Genomic DNA, 18,189 nt, shown 5'->3' with positions numbered 1-18,189 from the left:
GACGCCAACGCCCACGCCCACGCCGACGCCAACGCCGACGCCGACGCCGACGCCGACGCCGACGCCCACGCCCACGCCGACGCCGACGCCCACGCCTACGCCGACGCCGACGCCGACGCCGACGCCGACGCCGACGCCGACGCCAACGCCTACGCCCACACCCACGCCGACGCCGACGCCAACGCCAACGCCTACGCCGACGCCGACGCCAACGCCTACGCCTACGCCTACGCCTACGCCCACGCCAACGCCAACGCCAACGCCTACGCCAACGCCTACGCCTACGCCTACGCCTACGCCTACACCAACTGAGCCGTCGCCCGGTTCACCTGGAACGACGATCGGCGTGCCGCCGCCAGCCCCGCCAAGTGGGCCGCCTGTTGCCCCGCCAGCACCTTCTCCCGCACCTGTGCCGACGGTCCCCTCAGTCGGCGCGCCAGGAACGACGATTGGTGTTCCTCCTCCTAGCCCACCCATTGGTGGAACAAGCGCAAAGCCACAGGGACTTGCTCTTACGGCAGACTCTGTCGCAAGCAGTGGGCTGAGCCGTATGGCTCAGGCGCAAGCCATGGCGAGTGCCACGGCTGTGGCGGCGCCGGGCACGCCGGGCACCACGATCGGTGTCACCCCGCCAGCGCCACCGATTGGCGGGACGCCTGGGCCGTCCCCGACACCAACACCTACGCCAACACCTACGCCAACACCGACGCCTACGCCTACGCCTACGCCGACGCCGACGCCGACGCCGACGCCGACGCCGACGCCGACGCCGACACCGACACCGACACCGACACCGACACCAACGCCCACGCCCACGCCCACGCCCACGCCTGCACCGAAGCCTGGTCCGCCGCCGCCGGGCGTGCCTGGGTCAACCATTGGCGTCACTCCGCCCAGCCCGCCGACGGGACCTAGTGGGGGCGTACCGACGCCAACGCCTAATCCGACGCCGACACCCACGCCAACGCCTACGCCTACGCCCAGCCCCTCGCCGGTTCCCACACCCGCGCCAGCCTCGCGTGCGCCCATACTCAAACCCTCCGTGGTCGATGCCGACAACAAGGCTTTTGTCGGCGCCGCAGCGGCCAATACCGCGCAGCTGGCCCTGAATCTGGCCAATGGCGATAGCGCTTTGCTCAAAAAACTGAGCGTTGCGCCCGGGGTCGAGATCCGCTCCAACAAGAGCCTGACCTTGGCCAGCGACTGGAACTTGGCGCCTACCACCGCCACACGGGTCGGTGCGGCGCCGGTCATCACCTTGCGCGCCGCCGGTCAGCTGACCCTCAGCAATAGCTTGAGCGATGGCTTCGGCCCCACCGCGGCTGCTGCCGACAAGCGTGCCATCACCGCCGGCAGCCTGGTCTTGCCCGGCAGTGCGGCTTCGTTCCGGCTGATTGGCGGGGCCGATCTGGCGGGCGCTGATCCGCTGAGCGTGCTTGCTGCCGGAAATGGCAATGCGGTCAATGGCAGCCCGGCAGGCATCACCGTGGGCCGTGTCGCCAACAGCAATACTGCGGTGCCGCCGGTGGTCTTCATTCGCAGCAGCACCGGCAATATCGATTTGGCCGCTGCGGGTGATATCAATCTGGGCACTGCCCTTGACGCCAACGGACGCAAGAGCCAAGTTCGCATTTACACCACCGGCACGGCCGTGGCCGCCGCCGAAACACCTGGGTTTGAGACCCTGGGCATCCGCACCGATACCCAACTCATCCGCGGCAGCAGCGGCACGCTTGGCCCCTTCTTCGAGGACGCCGGCAATATCTCGCTCAGCGCCGGTGCCGATGTGCGCGGCCTGCCCGCGGCCATCTACAGCACCAACGCTAACGCCGAAAAAGTGCAGTACGTGAGTGACTGGTGGTTCCGCCAGACCAACACCACCAAGGCCGACCAAGGCGTGGCCCTGTGGTCGCGTTATGACTTGTTCGCCCAAGGCATTGCCTCCTTCGGCGGCGGTGACATTTCGGTGCGCGCCGGCCGCGATGTGATTGATCTGGATGTCTCGACGCCCAGCAGCGGCTATGCCGTGCAAGCCACCGGTACGCCGGGCACTGCCGCCTACAAGGCGGCGCAGCAGCGCTGGTTCAGCGGCGGCAGCCTGGCGGTGCAGGCCGGGCGTGATGTGGTCGGCGGTCTTTTTAATGCGGGTGGCGCCCAAGCCTCCTTGAGCGCTGGCGATCAGATCCGCGCCGCTACCAAGGACGAAGCCCAGGCCCAGCCCCTGAGCTACCCCGGCCCTCAGCTCTTTTACATGGACACCGCCTGGACGGTTTCCGCCAGCAATGGCTTGCAAATCGGCAGCCTGGTCAATCCGGCCAGCATGTCCGGCGCCAAGCAGGGCGGTGAGCAGTCGGCCCGGGTGGATGCCGTGTTTGGCTTGTCGGGCAAGTCCGCCGCACAAATCCTCAGCGCGGCGGGCGATGTTGGCTTGAGCAACTCACGCCCCGCCAATGCGCAGTCGGGCAGCAGCCCGGGCGCGGCCGCCGATGTGGTGCCCGATGAATTGCTCTTGGCGGCGCCCGGCGGCAGCATCAAGTCCGCCGCGTTGATGCAGCAAGCCATTGTTGCCACCAGCCTGGCCGTCGTGGCCGGTAAGAGCGTGACCGTGGAGTCCTTCAAAGTGACGGCCGCAGCGGGCGAAAGCCCTTGGCCCAAGCCGCAGGCCCAGGCCACCTTGAACGAGCTGTTTGACGTCTATGCCGGCCATTGGCTGCGCACCGACGCAGGCTTGGATGCCAGCAGCCGCAGCCCCGTGCACATCGTGGCGGGTGCAGGTGACTTGACACTGGGCAGCTTGGCCTCCTTCAGTGCCCGACCGCTGCGCCTGGTGGCGGGCGGCGACCTGAATGCCGCCGGCCCGATTCAGCTGCAGCACAACAGCGCGGCGGAGATGAGCCTGCTGCAAGCCGGGCGCGACATCAAGCTGGGTCAGCAAGAAGGCATTCGGCAGGGCGGCCCCGGCGATTTGCTCCTGATCGCCGGACGCGATGTGGACATGAACCGCGGCACCGGCATCAACACGGTGGGCAATCTGGACAACGGCCTCTTGCTCGGCAAGGGCGGGGCCAATATCACCGTGCTGGCCGGGGTGCAGTTGCAAGACAGCAGCCAAGCGGTGGCCAAGCAGTTCCAACTGGTGGGTGCCGGCCTGGAGTTCTATCCCGCCGAACTGGCCGTGCAGCTCAAGGCCCTGGCCGACAGGGGCCTGGTCTTGCCGCCCGCTGATGCTGCCGCCGCTGCCAAGGCCTTTGCGGCTCTGCCGCTGGCGGAGCAACGCGAGCAAGTGCGCGCCCTGGTGGGTGACGCCTTGCTGAGCAGCAGCACCGAAGCATTTCTGCAGCGCAGCGTGGCGCAAGCCGAAGCGAACAGCCTGGCTTCGGCCCAGGCGCTGGCGGCAGGGCGCATTGGTAGCGCCGGCCTTGCCGCCGATGCCAAGGTCGTGCCGGGCTCCGAGTTGTGGAACGGCGCGCCCCAAGTGCTTGGTGCGAAGGCGACGGCGGAGGACTTGGCTGCTGCGACTGAGGCTTCACGCCTGCGTTTGCGTGATGGCTTGCAAGCGGCCGCCTTGGGCGCCGCGCTGGCGGCCAAGGTGCAAAGCCTGAGCGCGGCACAGCAACAAGCGCTGACCCTGGCGGTCTCGCCCTACACCACGGCGCTGACCGACTTTGTCAATCAAGGCCGAGTCGCCAAGCTGGACGGTGCCGCAGCGGCTGAGGCCTTCAAGGGCATGGACCGGGCGCAGCAAACCTTGTTCCTCAGCCAGGTGCTGGCCACCGAATTGCGTTCGGCCGGCCGGGCCGCCTTGACGGGCTCGCATCTGGCCTATCTGCGCGGCTATCAGGCGCTGGACAGTTTGTTCCCTCCAAGCAGTGCTGCAGCGGCTGCCAGCGCTGCTCATGCTGACGGCAATATCTTGTTGTCCAACAGCCAGATCAAGACCAGCCAAGGCGGCCATATCGCCTTCATTGCGCCCGGTGGCACCTTGAATGTGGGCGACCTGGCGGGTGGCGCGGATGCGCGCTCGGCCGCCAATCTGGGCGTGGTCACGGTGGCTGGTGGCGACATCAACGCGGCCGTGCGCATGAGCGTGGAGGTCAATCAGTCGCGCATCTTCACGCTCGGCCGTGGCGATGTGCTGCTGTGGGCCAGCCTGGGCAACCTTGACGCCGGACGCGGCGCCAAGACCGTGGTCGGTGCGCCGCCGCCGGTCTACACCATCAATGCGCAAGGCCAGTTCGTGGTCGACACCGCGGGCTCTTTCAGCGGCAGCGGCATCGCCGTGTTGGGCAGCGGCAGCAATTTGGATCTGTACGCACCGCTGGGCGAAATCAATGCCGGTGATGCCGGTATCAAGACCCTGGGCAATGCCTTCCTGGGCGCCACCCGATTGGTCGGCGCCGACAACTTCGCGGCCTCGGGCAAGAGCAGCGGCCTGGCGGTGCAGGTCGACGCCAGCGCGGCGGTCAGCGCCATTCCACAGGCGCCGGCTGCCACCTCGGCCGGGCTGAAGGATCAGAAGCTGGCCGAGGACGACGAAGAACAGCGCCGCAAGCGCCGCCCGCGCCGCAGCATCTTCCTGGACTTCCTTGGCTTCAGCCAGGGCGAATGACGCGCCACAAGCTCCTTTTCAAATTCATCTCAAGCTCCCCATCATCATGCGCAAACTTCTCGCCGTTTTGTCCATCGCCTTGCTGTCACCGGCCGCCCATGCCTGGTGGCATGCCGACTGGACCGAGCGCACCCGCATCACCCTCAACACCTCGGCCCAAGGCCTGGAAACCAAGGAGGCGGCCAGCAATGTGGCCGTGGCCGTGCGCCTGCATTCGGGCAACTTCGACTTCGCCGCCGCCAAGCAAGATGGTTCCGACCTGCGCGTGCTGGCGGCCGACGACAAGACGCCGCTGAAGTTCAGCATCGAGCGCTTTGACAGCGTCAATGAACTGGCGGTGCTGTGGGTGCAAGTGCCCAGCGTGCTGCCAGGCAGCGACAAGAATCAGTTCTACGTCTACGCAGGCAATAGCCAGTCCAGTGCCGAGGCGGCCGATCCCTTGATGGGCTTTGATGCGGCCACGCTGGCCGCCTTCCACTACAGCGACCCGGCACCGTCGGGTGCCGATCAGCTGGGTCCCATCAAGCCCGGCAGCCCCGTCAGCATCGAGCCCAATGGCTTGCTGGCGGCCAGCGCCAAGCTCGATGGCAAGCCCATCAGCTATGCGCTGAGCGACAAGGCGGTGGCCGATGCCGGCAACCAGCTGACGCTGAGCCTGTGGGTCAAGCTCAAGCAAGTCGGTGCGGCCGATTTGTTGCAATGGGGCGGCCTGAAGCTGGCCTTGAAGGACGGCAAGCTGCTGGCCAAAGGTGAAGGCAAGGCCGAGTTGAGCGGTGGTGAGGTGGCGCCCGAACGCTGGACCCATCTGGCCCTGCGCCTGGGTTTGGGCAAGGCCACCTTGTTCATCGCTGGCGTGCAAGTCGCCCAGGGCGATATGGTCACCCCCAATCTGGGCAATAACCTGAAGCTGGGTGAGGGCGCGCAAGGTCTGCTGGATGAGCTGCAAATTGCCAGCACCCTGCGCAGCGCCGACTGGCTGGCCGTGTCGGCCGGCGCCCAGGGCGCGGAAAGCCGCTTGCTGGCGGCGCAGCGTGAGAACACGGGCACGGCCGAGGGTGAAGAGTCCCACGGCCATATGGCCATCCTGGTCAAGAACCTGACGACCGACGCCTGGGTGGTCATCATCATCTTGGCGGTGATGTTCGTCATCGCCCTCTGGGTCACCGTCTCCAAGGCCTTGCTGGTCTCGCGCGCCGACCGTGGCAATCGCAGCTTCCTCAAGCGCTTCCGCGATGCCGAGGGCGATCTGCTCAAGCTGGGCGACGACAAACAGCATGGCGCTTCGCCCCTGTTCCGCCTCTACAAGGCCGGCGTGCATGAGCTGGGCAAACGCAAGATCGGCCAGGCCGGCGGCCCGGTGCTGAGCGCTTCGGCCATGAGTGCGGTGAAGGCCTCGGTGGATGCCGACTTTGTGCGCGAGAACGCCCAGCTCAACTCGAATATGGTTTTGCTGACCATCGCCATCTCGGGCGGCCCCTTCCTGGGTCTGCTGGGCACGGTGGTGGGCGTGATGATCACCTTCGCGGCCATTGCGCAGGCGGGCGACGTCAACGTCAACGCCATCGCGCCCGGCATTGCCTCGGCCTTGCTGGCCACGGTGGCGGGTCTGGCGGTGGCGATCCCGGCGCTGTTTGCCTACAACTACCTGGCCGCCAAGATCAAGAACGTGGCCTCGGACATGCAGATCTTCATCGACGAGTTCATCACCCGCGTGGCCGAAACCCACGGCGCGCAGTGATGTTGCCCAGGAGCCGCCATGTCTGCTGACGTCAAAACCGAGCTGACCCCGTTTGATGACATCAACGTCACGCCGATGTTGGATTTGGCCTATGTCTTGTTGGTGGTCTTCATCATTCTGACCACAGCCTCGGTGCAAGGGGTGAAGGTGCGGTCTCCTGTCACACAAGCCGCCAACAATCTGGCCAAGCCGCAAACGCGGGCGATCACGATCACCTCGGACGGTGCCGTCTACCTGGATGCCTACCCGGTCAGCCTGGAGCAACTCAGCAGCAGCCTGGCCCAGTACAAGGCTGCCAATCCGGCGCTGCCGGTGGTGCTCAAGGCCGACGCCACGGCCCAATACGACAAGGTCATGCAGGTGCTGGAGGTGGCCAAGAAGCTGGACATCACCGAGATCGGCCTGGTCACCAAACGCGCCGTGCCGGAATAAGAGCAAGCCATGCAGATTTCGACCGAAGCCAAACCCTACGACACCATCAATGTCACGCCGATGCTGGACCTGGCCTATGTGCTGCTGGTGGTGTTCATCTTGATGACCACCGCCTCCGTGCAGGGCCTGTCCATCAGCATGCCCAAGCCCAGCAACAAGCCCGCCACTGAAAAGCATGACTTGCGCATTGTGCAGGTGATGCCCGATGGCGGCATCTTGCTCAATGGCGTGGGTGTGAATCTGGAAGAGCTGGAGCAGCAACTGCTGCGCGCCAAGGCGGCTGATGCGCAGATGTCGGTGGCCATCAAGGGTGACGGGCGCAGCCAGTATCAGTACGTGGTGGCTGTCGTGGACCTGTGCAACAAGCTGCAGCTGAATATGGGCCTGGTGACGGCCAAGATCGGCACCTGAGGGTGATGTGATGAGTAGTGGATTGGCTGAAGATCATTTGAACGACTCGCCGCGCCGCACCTGGCTGCTGCGCGGCGCGGTGGCGCTGGGCTTTGTGGCCGCCGTGCTGCTGGTGGCCTGGACCGTCAAGAACATGAAGCCCACGGCCGCGCCCAAGCAGCAGACCGCCAAGATCACCATCTTGCCGGATGCACCGCCGCCACCGCCTCCGCCGCCCAAGGACGAGCGAAAGCCCGAGCCGCCCAAAGACGAAGCCAAGCAAGTCATGCGCGACGAGCAGCTCAAGCAAGCCGAGGCGCCCAAGCCGGCCAATGAGCCGATCAAGATGGAAGGCGCGGCGGGCGATGGCCCGAGTGCTTTTGCCGCCGGCGGTGTCAGCAAGGAATACAGCGGCGGCGCGGTGGCCAGCGGCGCGGCGCAGCAGGGCACGAGCAGTGACCGGGCGCAAGAGCGCTTCTTTGCCAACAGTGCCAAGCAAATGCTGCGCGATGCGATCGAGCGCCACCTCAAGAGCGAGGCCACGCAAGCCACCGCCGAGTTCAATGTGTGGATCGCCAAAGACGGCGCCATCACTCGCTTTGAGTTGCGGCCCAGCGGCGATGTGAGGCTGGACGCCGAACTCACCGCCGCCCTGGATGAAACGGCACGCAGCCTCAAGTTGCTGCCGCCACCTGTGGCCGCCGCACAGCCGATGAAATTCCGCCTCAATGTGCGGCCAATGGGCTAGGGCGGGCTGTGTTCTTGCCATATCCCGCGCCTTCTCCTCGCCCTTTGCCTGCCGCACAGCCCTGGCTCAACCCTTTCATGTCTTAACGCGAAACCTCTCATGCGCCTTCCGAACTCCCGCCAACGCTGCCTGGCCCTAGCCTTGGCTTCAGCCCTTTGCGTCCCCGCAGCCCACGCCGACGAGAAGCGTGAACTCGAACAACTGCGCGCCACCACCTTGGCGCTGATCGACGCCCTGGTTGGCCAAGGCCTGCTTTCGCGTGAGCGGGCCGATGCCTTGCTCAAGCAAGCCCAAGCGCCAGCAGCCAAGCCCGCAGCCGCGCCGGCCACCTGGGGCACGCCGCTTGCGGGGGCCGCTGTAGCCGGCGCTGCAGCCGTAGTTGGAGCAGGAACCGCCGCTTCCGGTGCTTCAGGCGCTGGTAGCAATGGGGTGATCCGCGTGCCCTACATCAGTGAAACTCTGCGCGCGCAGATGCGCGAAGAAATCAAAAACGAGGTGTTGGCCACCGCGCGTGATGAGCGCTGGGCCGACCCGCGCAGCCTGCCGGAATGGGTGCGCGGCACCACGGTGGAAGGCGATGTGCGGGTGCGCTGGCAAAGCGAGCGCTATGCCCAGCCCAGCTATGCGGTGGACCCGATCACCGGCCAACAGATCGGTGTGCCCTGCCTGAATGTGGGCGGCAATCTGCCGGCCGAGTGCTACCGGGCGCAGAAGGACTCGCCGGCCTGGGCGCCCGACCTGGTGAACACCAGCAATAACCGCGACCGCCTGACGCTGCGCGCCCGCTTAGGCGTGGCGGTCAAGGTGTCGGATGAAGTCTCGACCGGCTTGCGCATCTCCACTGGCACCACCTCCGGGCCGAGCTCGGCCTCGCAGACCCTGGGCAACTATTTCAACAAGTCCAGCGTTGTGCTGGACCGCGCCTTCATCCGCTGGGAGCCGCGCTACAACCTGCGCATGCTGGCCGGCCGCATGGCCAACCCCTTCTATGGCGGCGACCTGCTGTGGCCCGATGACATCGGCTTCGACGGCCTGGCCGCGCAAGGCGACCTGACCCTGGCCAGCGGCATGTTCGGCTTTGCCACCGCCGGCGCTTTCGCGCTGGAAGAGTTCAATACCGACAAGCGCGACAAATGGCTCTACGGCTTCCAGGCCGGCCTGGAAATGGCCATGGGCAATCACACCATCGCGCGGGCGGCCCTGGGTTCCTACCGCTTCCAGAACATCGAAGGCGTGCGCGCCACCGATTTGCCCCTGGCCAGCAGCAACCCGCGCAGCGCGACGCAAAGCTATCTCAGCTCGCAATACGCCCTCTCGGCGCGCCAGAAGGGCAATACGCTGATCAATCTCTGCCCGGTCAGCAGCGAGAACAATGCCACCGTGCCGGCACCGTGCACCAACGGTGGCCCGGTCTGGGGCTTGGCCTCCAAATTCCTGCCCATCAACCTCAGCGCCGGCCTGACCTTCAAGCAGTTTGACCCGGTGGAAATTGGCGTGAGCGTCGATTGGGTGCGCAATAGCGGCTTCGATTTGGCCGACATCCGCAAACGCGCCGGCACCAGCACCGTGGACAACCTGGCCGAGCGCAGCACCGGCGCCCAGCTGCGCTTCAACCTGGGCACCCCCAAGTTGGCCAATGCGGGTGACTGGACCAGCTTTGTGGCGCTGCGCCGCTTCGAGCGCGATGCCTGGCTGGACGCCTTCACCGACACCACCTGGCATATGGGTGGCACCAATTACCAGGGCTGGCAAATCGGCGGCCAATACGCTTTTGACCGCCGCAGCACCATCGGCGCGCGCCTGACCAGCACCCGCAATCTGGATGACGGCGTGCGCGTGCCGCTGGACCCCAGCAACCCGAGCATCGTGACCGGCAATCTGTCCAGCGCGACGCTGAAGATTGATGTGTTCCAGATCGACTTGAACACCCGCTTCTGAGCCGGAGCAAAGCCATCATGTCAGCACGAATCGAAAACAAGCTCGGCATTGCCTTCTTGCTGCTGTGCCTGAGTCTGGGCGCAGCCCATGCCGCCGAAGGCGAGGGCAAGGCCGGGCGTGAGCGCGAGCAACTGCGCCGGGTGCAAGCCGCCTTGCAGGCCGAGCAGTCCAAGCGCCAAGGCCTGGAAGCTGAGAAGGCCGCCCTGTTGAGCGAGAAAGATCAGCAAGTCCAGCAAGCCAAAGCGCAGGCGCAAAGCGCCACCCGCGCCTTGCAGCAGCAGCGCGACAAGGCCTTGGCCGAGGCCGCAGCCCTGCGCCGGGAGCTGGATGAGGCGCAAGCCAAGCAAAAGGAGGCCACCCTGGCTCAGGAGCAAACCGCGCTACAGCTGAACCAGCAATTGGCCCAAGCCCGCCGCGACAACGCCGAGCTGCGCCAAGGCAATCAAAGCCTGACGGCCATGCTGGCGCGCAGCAGCCAGGCCCTGACCCAGGCCCAGGCCAGCAACCGTGAATTGCACACCTTGGCGCTGCAAGCCCTGGATCGCTGGGTCAACAAAACCGTGGCCGAAGCCACCCTGCAGCAAGAACCGGTGTTGGGCCTGGCCCGCGTGCAAATGTTGGATACGGCCGAGAACATGCGCGCGCGGATTGACGCGCAGCGCCTGCAGCCTGCCGCTACTCAATAGTCAGGGCGGGCTCGTCCTTTTGGGCCTGCCCGGGCCATGACTTCGGTGATGCGGCTGCGCTGCGGCCACAATGGGCGCATTCCTCAAGGAGTTGTGCGACATGAGTAGCAGCAGCGGCAGCAGCAGTACTGGCAGCAAGAACAAGCCTTTCGACTGGCATCAGGCCTACCCCAGCGTGCGCAGCCCGCTGTTTGCCCGCAATATCGTGTCCACCTCGCACCCGCTGGCCGCGCAGGCGGGGCTGCGCATCATGGCGCAGGGCGGCAATGCGGTGGACGCCGCCATCGCCACCGCTGCCTGCATGACCTTGCTGGAACCCTGCAGCAATGGTCTGGGCTCGGACGCTTTTTGCATTCTCTGGGACGGCAAGGAATTGCACGGCCTGAATGCCTCGGGCACCGCGCCTGCCGCCTGGACGCCCGAATACTTCTTCAAAACCTATGGTCGCGAGGCCAAGACCCCGCCCAAACGCGGCTGGGGTGGCGTCACTGTTCCTGGCGCCGTGGCCGGCTGGGTGGCCTTGAGCGAGCGTTTTGGCAAGCTCGAATTTGCCGCCCTGATGCAGCCCGCGATTGAGATTGCCGAGCGCGGTTACGCCGTGCCGGTGATCGTGCAGCGCAAATGGGCGATGGCGGCCGAGGTGGCTGATCTCACTGCCCAACCCGGTTTTGCCGAGGCCTTTTTGCCCAAGGGCCGCGCCCCTGCGGTGGGTGAGAACTTCAAGTTCGCCGATGCGGCGCGTACCCTTCGCCTGATTGCCGAGACCCGTGGCGAGGCCTTTTATCGCGGCGAGGTGGCCGCTGCGGTGGAGCGCTTTGCGCGGGCCACCGGGGGCGCCATCACCGCGGCTGACTTTGCGGCCTACCAGCCCGAGTGGGTCAAACCTATCTCGCAAGACTATGCCGGCCACAGCCTGCATGAGATTCCGCCTAACGGCCAGGGCATTGCAGCGCTGATGGCCTTGGGAATCTTGAAGCATCTGGACCTGCGCGCCCACAGCGTTGACAGCGTGGCCGCCCAGCATTTGCAGATCGAGGCGATGAAGCTGGCTTTCGCCGATATCTACCGTTATGTCGCCGACCCGCGCAGCATGGAGCTCAGCAGCGCGGAACTGCTGGACCCGGCTTATCTGGCCCAGCGTGCCCGGCTGATCCAGCCGCAGCGCGCGCAAGATTTCAACTGCGGCAACCCGGTCAAGGGTGGCACCATCTATCTGACTGCGGCGGACGAGAGCGGCATGATGGTCAGCTTCATCCAAAGCAATTACATGGGCTTTGGCTCCGGCCTGGTGCTGCCGGGCTATGGCGTGTCGCTGCAAAACCGGGGCCACTGCTTCACGCTGGAGGCGGGGCACCCGAATGTGGTGGCGCCGGGCAAGCGGCCCTTCCACACCATCATCCCGGCCTTCTTGACCCGGGAGGGGCGCCCGGTGATGAGCTTTGGCGTGATGGGCGGCAATATGCAGCCCCAAGGCCATATGCAAACCCTGGTGCGCATGCTGGATTACGGCCAGAACCCGCAAGCCGCTTGCGACGCACCACGCTGGCGTTTCAACGAAGCCCTGTCCATCAATGTGGAGCCGCATATGAAGCCGGCCACCATCGAGGGCTTGCGGGCGCTGGGCCATGTGATCGGGGATATTCACGACAGCTACCAAGACTTCGGCGCCGGCCAGTTCATCTGGCGCCTGGATGGCGGCGCCGCCAGCCCGGATGCTGATGCCCAGGGCTATGTGGCCGCCAGCGACCCACGGCGTGATGGCGCCGCGGTGGGTTATTGAGACTTTGGGGTCAGACCGGTCGAGCGACATTGACCATGGCTTGACTTACTAGTGCCACGCCTCGCCTGTTAGGATCAAGCCTTATTTGATGTCAAGCCGACCATGACCAAACTCCTCGACCGCAACCGACGCAGCGCACCCCGTGCCGCTGGCGTTTGCGCTCGCGGTCATGTGACACGAGCCGGCACCGCTGCGCCGCATTGACGCTTAGCTTCCCGCGCCGCAGCTAGCCAGGCCGCTCACCGGTCTGGCTCATCAAAGATTTCTGGAGATTTTTTATGCAAACCCGACAAGCTCGGCGTCTGCCCTGGTTTGGCTTATGGCGTCGCTTGGCCGCCGCCCTGACCCTGCCCCCCAATGACTTGCTGCGCGATATGGTGTATCGCCGCTTGTTCTCGTCCATCCTGATCAGCTCGCTGGGCGGGCAGATCACCATGCTGGCGCTGCCGCTCACCGCAGCTCTCTTGCTCAACGCCACGCCCACCCAAATGGGCTTGCTGACGGCGATGGAGATCGCGCCATTCGTGCTCTTCTCACTGCCCTCGGGCGTGTGGCTGGACCGGGTGCGCAAGCTGCCCGTCTACATCATCGGCGAGAGCATGCTGGCGGTGACGGTTGCGACGGTTCCCTTGGCCGCCTGGATGGGCTGGCTGAGCATGAGCTGGCTCTATGTGGTGGGCTTTGTGCTGGGCACGGTCTACACCACGGCCGGCAGCGCGGCGCAAATTGTGCTGACCCAGGTGGTGGAGCGTGACCGTTTGGTGGAGGCACATGCCAAGAACGCCCTGGCCAGTTCGGGCGCCGAGGTCGTGGGCCCGGGCATTGCCGGGGTGCTGATCAAGCTGATGGGCGCGCCCATGGCGCTGGCGGTGGACGCGACTCTGGTGTTGTTCTCGGCCCTGATTCTGCGCGGCATCCAGGTCAAGGAGGTGCTCAAGCCCAGCCAGGATCAGCGCTTCTGGGATGAACTCAAGGGCGGCTTGCGCTTTGTGCGCGAGCACAGCTTGCTGGTCAGCCTGGCCCTGGCGGTAGGCGGCTGGCAGTTCTTCAACAATGCCGCGCAAGTGGTGCAGATTCTGTATGCCTCGCGCACCCTGGGCCTGTCGGCGCAGGAGATCGGCCTGAGCTATGTGGCGCTGGGTGCCGGCACCGTGCTGGCCAGCATCTTTGGCTCGCGCCTGAGCGCGCGCATCGGCCCGGGGCCCAGCCTGGTGCTGGGCTTGGCGGTCAGTGGCCTGGGCTGGTTGATGCTGGCGTTGACGCCGGCCAGCTTGGTCGGCGCGCCGGTGTTTGCCTTGATGCTCTTCATGTTTGGCGTCGGCGCGGTGCTGATCTTCATCACCTTTTTGGCCTTGCGCCAGGCCGTCACGCCGACGGCCATGTTGGGCCGCATGACCAGCACCATGCGTTGGCTGACGATTGTGCCGGCCGGGCCGGGCGCCTTGATCGGCGGCTGGTTGGGCGAGCATGTCAGCCTGCGTTCGACCCTGCTGTTCGCCGGCATCGGCGCCTTGCTGGTCAGCCTGCTGGCCTGGCGCCTGAGTACCTTGCGCCATGTGCTGGTGCTGCCCAGTACCGGCCAGGACGATGAGCCTGTGCTGGGTGCCGAGGCCATGCCCGGCGCCTTGGGCGAGGGCGAGATCGGCGGTGATCCTAGTGCTAGTTTCTCCAGTTCCGCCAGCACCAAACCCCAGGAGCCAGAGCATGGCAAGACCTGACCCCATCCTGATCCAAGTGCCTGAGCGGATCGAGGGAGAGTCCATCGTTCTGGCCGCGCCTGTGGCGGGCCTGGGGCCGCTGATGGCAGCGGCCATTGCTGAGTCCATCGAGCACCTGCGGCCCTGGATGATCTGGGCCCAGGAGGCGCCCAGCATGGAGGACTCCGAGGCCGTGATGCGTCGCATGCAGGCCGACTTCATCGCCCGCCGGGATCTCGTCTATCAAATCTATGCCAAGGACGCCAGCGGCCAGTGCACCGAGTTGCTGGGCGGCACCGGCTTGCACAGGCTGGACTGGGATGTGCGCCGCTTCGAGATCGGCTACTGGCTGCGCAGCAGCGCCGTGGGCCAAGGACACGCCAGCGCGGCGGTGCGCTTGCTGACGGCCATGGCATTCAAGCAATTGCAGGCTCGGCGGGTGGAGATCCGCATGGATGATCGCAACCTTGCCAGCCGCGCAGTGGCCGAGGCCTGTGGCTTTGAGTTCGAAGGCCTGCTGCGCCGCGATAGCCTGGGCGTGGACGGCGAGCCGCGTGACACGCGGGTCTATGCCCGCATCGCCGCTTGATCGCCGCGCTGGCTTGACTCAGGCCGCCTCTATCTTGGCCTTGTAAAAGGCCATGAAGGCTTGCACCTGTGGGGGCTGATGGCGCCCAGGTGGGAAAACTGCATACTGCCCGCCCTCGGGTAGGTGCCACTGCGGCAAGAGGTTTTGCAAGCGGCCGGCTTCAATGGCCGCAGCCACACTGGCATTGTCCAGCGCGGTGATGCCGGCACCGGCCTCGGCCAAGCTGCGCAGGGTGCCGGGGTTGTCGGTGCGCTGGCGGGGGTGCTTCATCCGCACCGTGATGCTTCGCCCGCTTTTGTCGCTGAACTTCCACGTTAGGGGCGTGCTCAGCAAGGTCAGCGCCAACCAGTCATGCTGCGCCAGGTCTTCGGGCTTCTTGGGGCGGCCAGCGCGCTTGAGGTAGTCCGGCGAGGCGACCAGGATTTGCTCGAAGCGCGCCAGTTTGACGGCCCGCAACGAAGAGTCCGGCAGCCAGCCTTTGCGCAGCGCGATGTCGATGCCGTCGCGCACCAGATCCGCCACCCGGTCATTGCTGCGCAAGTCAATCTCCAGCTTGGGATGCAGCGCGGCGAATTCCGCCACATAAGCCGCCAATTGATGCACCGCATGTTCCACCGTGCTGGCAATGCGCAGCGTGCCAGTCAACTCGCTGGGCGCAGCGCCGCGACTCGCTTGGCTGAGTCCATCGATGGCCTGACGCAGCGGCGGAATGCTTTTTTCCAGCAACTGGGCACCGGCCTCGCTCAGCGTCAGGCGCCGGGTGGTGCGGTGAAACAGCTCTTGGGCCAAGGCGGTTTCAAGCCGGCGCACTTGCAGGCTCAGCCGCGCCTTACTGCTGTCCAGGCGCTCGGCTGCGGCCGTAAAGCTGCCTGCCTCGGCGACCGCCGCAAAGGCCAGCAAATCGTTCAGATCCACATGCTGGGCGGGATTCATGCGCAGGGCTTTCGTGGGTTTGTATTGAATTCAATAACAATCATTTTAGTTTGTTGCTATTTATCTATTTAATCGGCTCCGGCAAAGTTCAGTCCATCGCAACCCAAGAAGGAGTTCAGACATGAAAATTGCATTGATTGGCGCCACCGGTTTCATTGGTTCGCAACTGCTGCAAGAGGCGGTGCAACGCGGTCACCAGGTGACGGCCCTGGTTCAGCATCCCGAGAAGGTGCCGGCACTGCCGGGCGTTCATGCCCAGGCGATCGATGTGCTGGACACCGCCGCGCTGACCCAGGCCTTGCGCGGCCATGAGCTGGTGATCAGCGCCTTCAGCGGCCATGCGCAGGCCGATGTTTTGGGCTATTTCCTGCAGGGCTTTCAATCGATTCTCAGCGCCGCCAAGGCGGCAGCCGCGCCGCGCCTATTGGTCGTTGGCGGCGCCGGTTCTCTGGAAGTGGCGCCAGGCGTGAATCTGCTGGATTCGCCGCAGTTCCCTGCCGAATGGAAGGCGTCCGCCGAGGGGGCGCGCCAAGCCCTGAGCCTCTTGCGAGCTGAAGCCGAGTTGGACTGGACCCTGCTCAGCCCTGCGGCCATGCTGGCCCCGGGGGAGCGCACAGGGAACTTCCGTTTGGGCGGTGATCAGCTGCTGACCGACGCCCAAGGCCAGAGCCGCATCAGCGTAGCCGACTACGCGGTAGCGATGTTGGATGAGATGGAGCGTCCGGCGCACCGCCGCCAGCGTTTCAGCGTGGCTTACTGAGCCGCGCTGCGCGGGGTTTCAAGCCGGCGAAAAGCGATCTACGGCATCCGTGATGATGCCGTCCACGCCCCGCGCAATCAGGGCTTGGGCGGCCTCAGCGTCGTTCACCGTGTAGACCAGGGCCTTCATGCCTGTGGCGTGAATGGCGTCAACGGTTGGTTGGTCCATCAGCCGGTAATTGCTGATGACGGCGGCGCAGCCCAGGGCTTGGGCCTCGGCCAGCCAGCCTTCGCGCAGGCTGTCGAGCAGCAGGCCGCGCAAGATCTCAGGGGCGGTTTCACGGGCGCCTTGCAAGGCCTCGGGCTCAAAGGAGCTGAACAGCGGGGCCAGACCCGAGCCGGCCCACAAACGCAAAACCTCGCGGCCGACCACCTGACCGGTCAGCAGGGCTTGGCCGGGCGTGGGTTTGATTTCGATATTGAAGGCATAGCGATTGCCGATGACGAAGCGGGCCAGCGCTTCCAGGCTAGGCAGCGGCTCGCCGGCAAAGGCGCGGCTGTGCCAGCTGCCGGCATCCAGGCGCGAGAGTGTGGCCCAGGGCAAGTCGCCGGCCACGCCTTGGCCATTGCTGGTGCGGTCCAGCGTGGCGTCATGCAGCAAAAAAGGAATGCCGTCGCTGGACAGTTTCACATCGCACTCAAAAGCCCGGTAGCCATGCTGGGCCCCATGCCGGAAGGCGGCCAGGGTGTTCTCAGGCGCCAGCTTGCCGGCGCCGCGGTGGGCGATCCAGAAGGGCAGGGGCCAGGCTTGGGCGCTCATGGGTTCACGCGCAAGGTGGTTTCACTATCGAACCAGTGCAGATGACGCGCGCTAACTTCCAAATAAAGCGTGTCACCGATGGCGGGTGGCGTCACCGTACCGTCAATGCGCAGGGTGAAGGCTTCTTCGCCCAGCCGGCCGTAAACCAGGCGCTCGGCGCCCAGCATCTCGATCATCTCGACGCGCAGCGGCCAGGCGCCGGGCTGGGTTTGGGTGCTGCTCCAGCCGTCCACATGCTCGGGGCGTAGGCCCAGGGTCAGTGCGCCGGGGCGTGGCGCGGCGGCGGGCAAGGGTAGGGCGATGCCGTTCAGTTTGAAACTCTCGCCCTCGACCTGGCCCTTGAGTAGATTCATCGGCGGAGAACCCATAAAGCCCGCCACAAAGGTGGAGGCCGGGCTGCCGTAGACCTCTTCGGGCGTGCCGAACTGCTCCATGCGGCCGCCGTTCATGACGATCATGCGCTGCGCCAGCGTCATGGCCTCGACCTGATCGTGGGTGACGAAGAGCGAGGTCACGCCCAGTTCGCGGTGCAGCTTTTGAATTTCCAGCCGGGTCTGAGCGCGCAGCTTGGCGTCGAGGTTGGAGAGCGGCTCGTCGAACAAAAACACTTGCGGGTTGCGCACGATGGCGCGGCCCATGGCGACGCGCTGGCGCTGGCCGCCGGACAGCTCGCGCGGCTTGCGTTCCAGCAAGGCACCCAGCTCCAGAATCTTGGCCGCCTTGTCGACGCGGGTCTTGATCTCGGCCTCAGGCACTTTCTGAATCTTCAGACCGTAAGCCATATTGGCGAACACCGTCATATGCGGGTAGAGCGCGTAGTTCTGGAACACCATGGCGATGTCGCGCTCGGCCGGCTCAATCTGATTGACCACGCGGGGGCCGATGGCGATCTCGCCGTCGCTGATTTCCTCCAGCCCGGCCACCATGCGCAAGAGCGTGGACTTGCCGCAGCCCGAGGGGCCGACGATGACGACGAACTCGCCATCCTTGATCTCGGCGTTGACGCCGTGGATCACCTGATTGGCTTTGGGGCCGTGGCCGTAGCGTTTGATGATGTTGCGAAGGGAGATGCTGGCCATGTCAGTCTTTGGAATGTGTTTTCGGGCTAGAAAACTTGGTTCTAGTCAGAG

16 protein-coding genes are annotated in these 18,189 nt (G+C 65.4%); 12 read left to right on the top strand and 4 right to left on the bottom strand.

Features of this window, described 5'->3' with window-relative positions; genetic code table 11:
* Nucleotides 1-312: hypothetical protein (locus AABB87_RS22005; RefSeq protein ID WP_341973452.1), on the top strand; the 312-nt coding region annotated here is incomplete at its 5' end.
* 243 nt (nt 313-555) lie between these two features.
* On the opposite strand, the gene AABB87_RS22000 is transcribed toward AABB87_RS22005, so the two are convergent.
* Complete coding sequence (locus AABB87_RS22000) at nt 556-888, bottom strand: hypothetical protein (protein WP_341973451.1); 333 nt, start codon at nt 886-888, stop codon at nt 556-558.
* 154 nt (nt 889-1,042) lie between these two features.
* Between AABB87_RS22000 and AABB87_RS21995 the strand changes: the two genes are divergently transcribed.
* The 10 genes from AABB87_RS21995 to AABB87_RS21950 all read left to right on the top strand — a co-directional run bounded on the left by AABB87_RS21995 (nt 1,043) and on the right by AABB87_RS21950 (nt 14,607).
* A complete protein-coding gene (locus AABB87_RS21995) occupies nt 1,043-4,609 on the top strand; it encodes a filamentous haemagglutinin family protein (protein ID WP_341973449.1) in 3,567 nt (1,188 codons plus the stop codon).
* Nucleotides 4,610-4,655: 46 nt separating this feature from the next.
* Entirely contained in the window at nt 4,656-6,347 is a 1,692-nt protein-coding gene (locus tag AABB87_RS21990) for a DUF2341 domain-containing protein (RefSeq protein ID WP_341973448.1), read from the top strand.
* Between the two features lie 18 nt (nt 6,348-6,365).
* Complete coding sequence (locus tag AABB87_RS21985) at nt 6,366-6,779, top strand: ExbD/TolR family protein (protein ID WP_058718765.1); 414 nt, start codon at nt 6,366-6,368, stop codon at nt 6,777-6,779.
* Between the two features lie 9 nt (nt 6,780-6,788).
* Nucleotides 6,789-7,190, top strand: coding sequence for an ExbD/TolR family protein (locus AABB87_RS21980; RefSeq protein WP_058718766.1), 402 nt, complete (start codon nt 6,789-6,791; stop codon nt 7,188-7,190).
* A 10-nt stretch (nt 7,191-7,200) separates the two neighbouring features.
* A complete protein-coding gene (locus AABB87_RS21975; protein ID WP_341973447.1) occupies nt 7,201-7,917 on the top strand; it encodes a TonB C-terminal domain-containing protein in 717 nt (238 codons plus the stop codon).
* 141 nt (nt 7,918-8,058) lie between these two features.
* Nucleotides 8,059-9,855 (top strand): putative porin, encoded by a 1,797-nt coding sequence (locus AABB87_RS21970; protein ID WP_341973446.1) that lies wholly within the window; start codon nt 8,059-8,061, stop codon nt 9,853-9,855.
* Between the two features lie 17 nt (nt 9,856-9,872).
* Nucleotides 9,873-10,541, top strand: coding sequence for a hypothetical protein (locus AABB87_RS21965; protein ID WP_341973445.1), 669 nt, complete (start codon nt 9,873-9,875; stop codon nt 10,539-10,541).
* Nucleotides 10,542-10,641: 100 nt separating this feature from the next.
* Nucleotides 10,642-12,321: a gamma-glutamyltransferase family protein gene (locus AABB87_RS21960; protein ID WP_341973444.1), complete on the top strand. Its 1,680-nt coding sequence runs from the start codon at nt 10,642-10,644 to the stop codon at nt 12,319-12,321.
* Between the two features lie 278 nt (nt 12,322-12,599).
* The gene (locus tag AABB87_RS21955) at nt 12,600-14,039 is read left to right on the top strand and encodes an MFS transporter (protein ID WP_341973443.1); all 1,440 of its coding nucleotides are present in this window, start codon (nt 12,600-12,602) and stop codon (nt 14,037-14,039) included.
* Nucleotides 14,026-14,607 carry a GNAT family N-acetyltransferase gene (locus tag AABB87_RS21950; RefSeq protein ID WP_341973442.1) on the top strand — a complete coding sequence of 194 codons (582 nt, stop codon included), beginning with the start codon at nt 14,026-14,028 and terminating at the stop codon, nt 14,605-14,607. Before AABB87_RS21955 ends, AABB87_RS21950 begins: the two co-directional genes overlap by 14 nt.
* Nucleotides 14,608-14,625: 18 nt before the next feature.
* On the opposite strand, the gene AABB87_RS21945 is transcribed toward AABB87_RS21950, so the two are convergent.
* Nucleotides 14,626-15,540 carry a LysR family transcriptional regulator gene (locus AABB87_RS21945; protein ID WP_341973441.1) on the bottom strand — a complete coding sequence of 305 codons (915 nt, stop codon included), beginning with the start codon at nt 15,538-15,540 and terminating at the stop codon, nt 14,626-14,628.
* 121 nt (nt 15,541-15,661) lie between these two features.
* Here AABB87_RS21945 and AABB87_RS21940 point away from each other — a divergent pair, with 121 nt between their 5' ends.
* A complete protein-coding gene (locus AABB87_RS21940; protein ID WP_341973440.1) occupies nt 15,662-16,300 on the top strand; it encodes an NAD(P)-dependent oxidoreductase in 639 nt (212 codons plus the stop codon).
* Between the two features lie 18 nt (nt 16,301-16,318).
* On the opposite strand, the gene ugpQ is transcribed toward AABB87_RS21940, so the two are convergent.
* Nucleotides 16,319-17,059 (bottom strand): glycerophosphodiester phosphodiesterase, encoded by a 741-nt coding sequence (gene ugpQ, locus AABB87_RS21935; RefSeq protein ID WP_341973439.1) that lies wholly within the window; start codon nt 17,057-17,059, stop codon nt 16,319-16,321.
* Entirely contained in the window at nt 17,056-18,138 is a 1,083-nt protein-coding gene (locus tag AABB87_RS21930; protein ID WP_341973438.1) for a sn-glycerol-3-phosphate import ATP-binding protein UgpC, read from the bottom strand. Before AABB87_RS21930 ends, ugpQ begins: the two co-directional genes overlap by 4 nt.
* Nucleotides 18,139-18,189 lie beyond the last annotated feature (51 nt).

Origin of the sequence: Roseateles sp. PN1 (genome assembly GCF_038419725.1) — a bacterium.
Classification (GTDB): domain Bacteria; phylum Pseudomonadota; class Gammaproteobacteria; order Burkholderiales; family Burkholderiaceae_C; genus Paucibacter_A.
The sequence above is the reverse complement of the archived record's forward strand: the minus strand, read 5'-3'. Positions and strand labels throughout refer to the sequence as shown.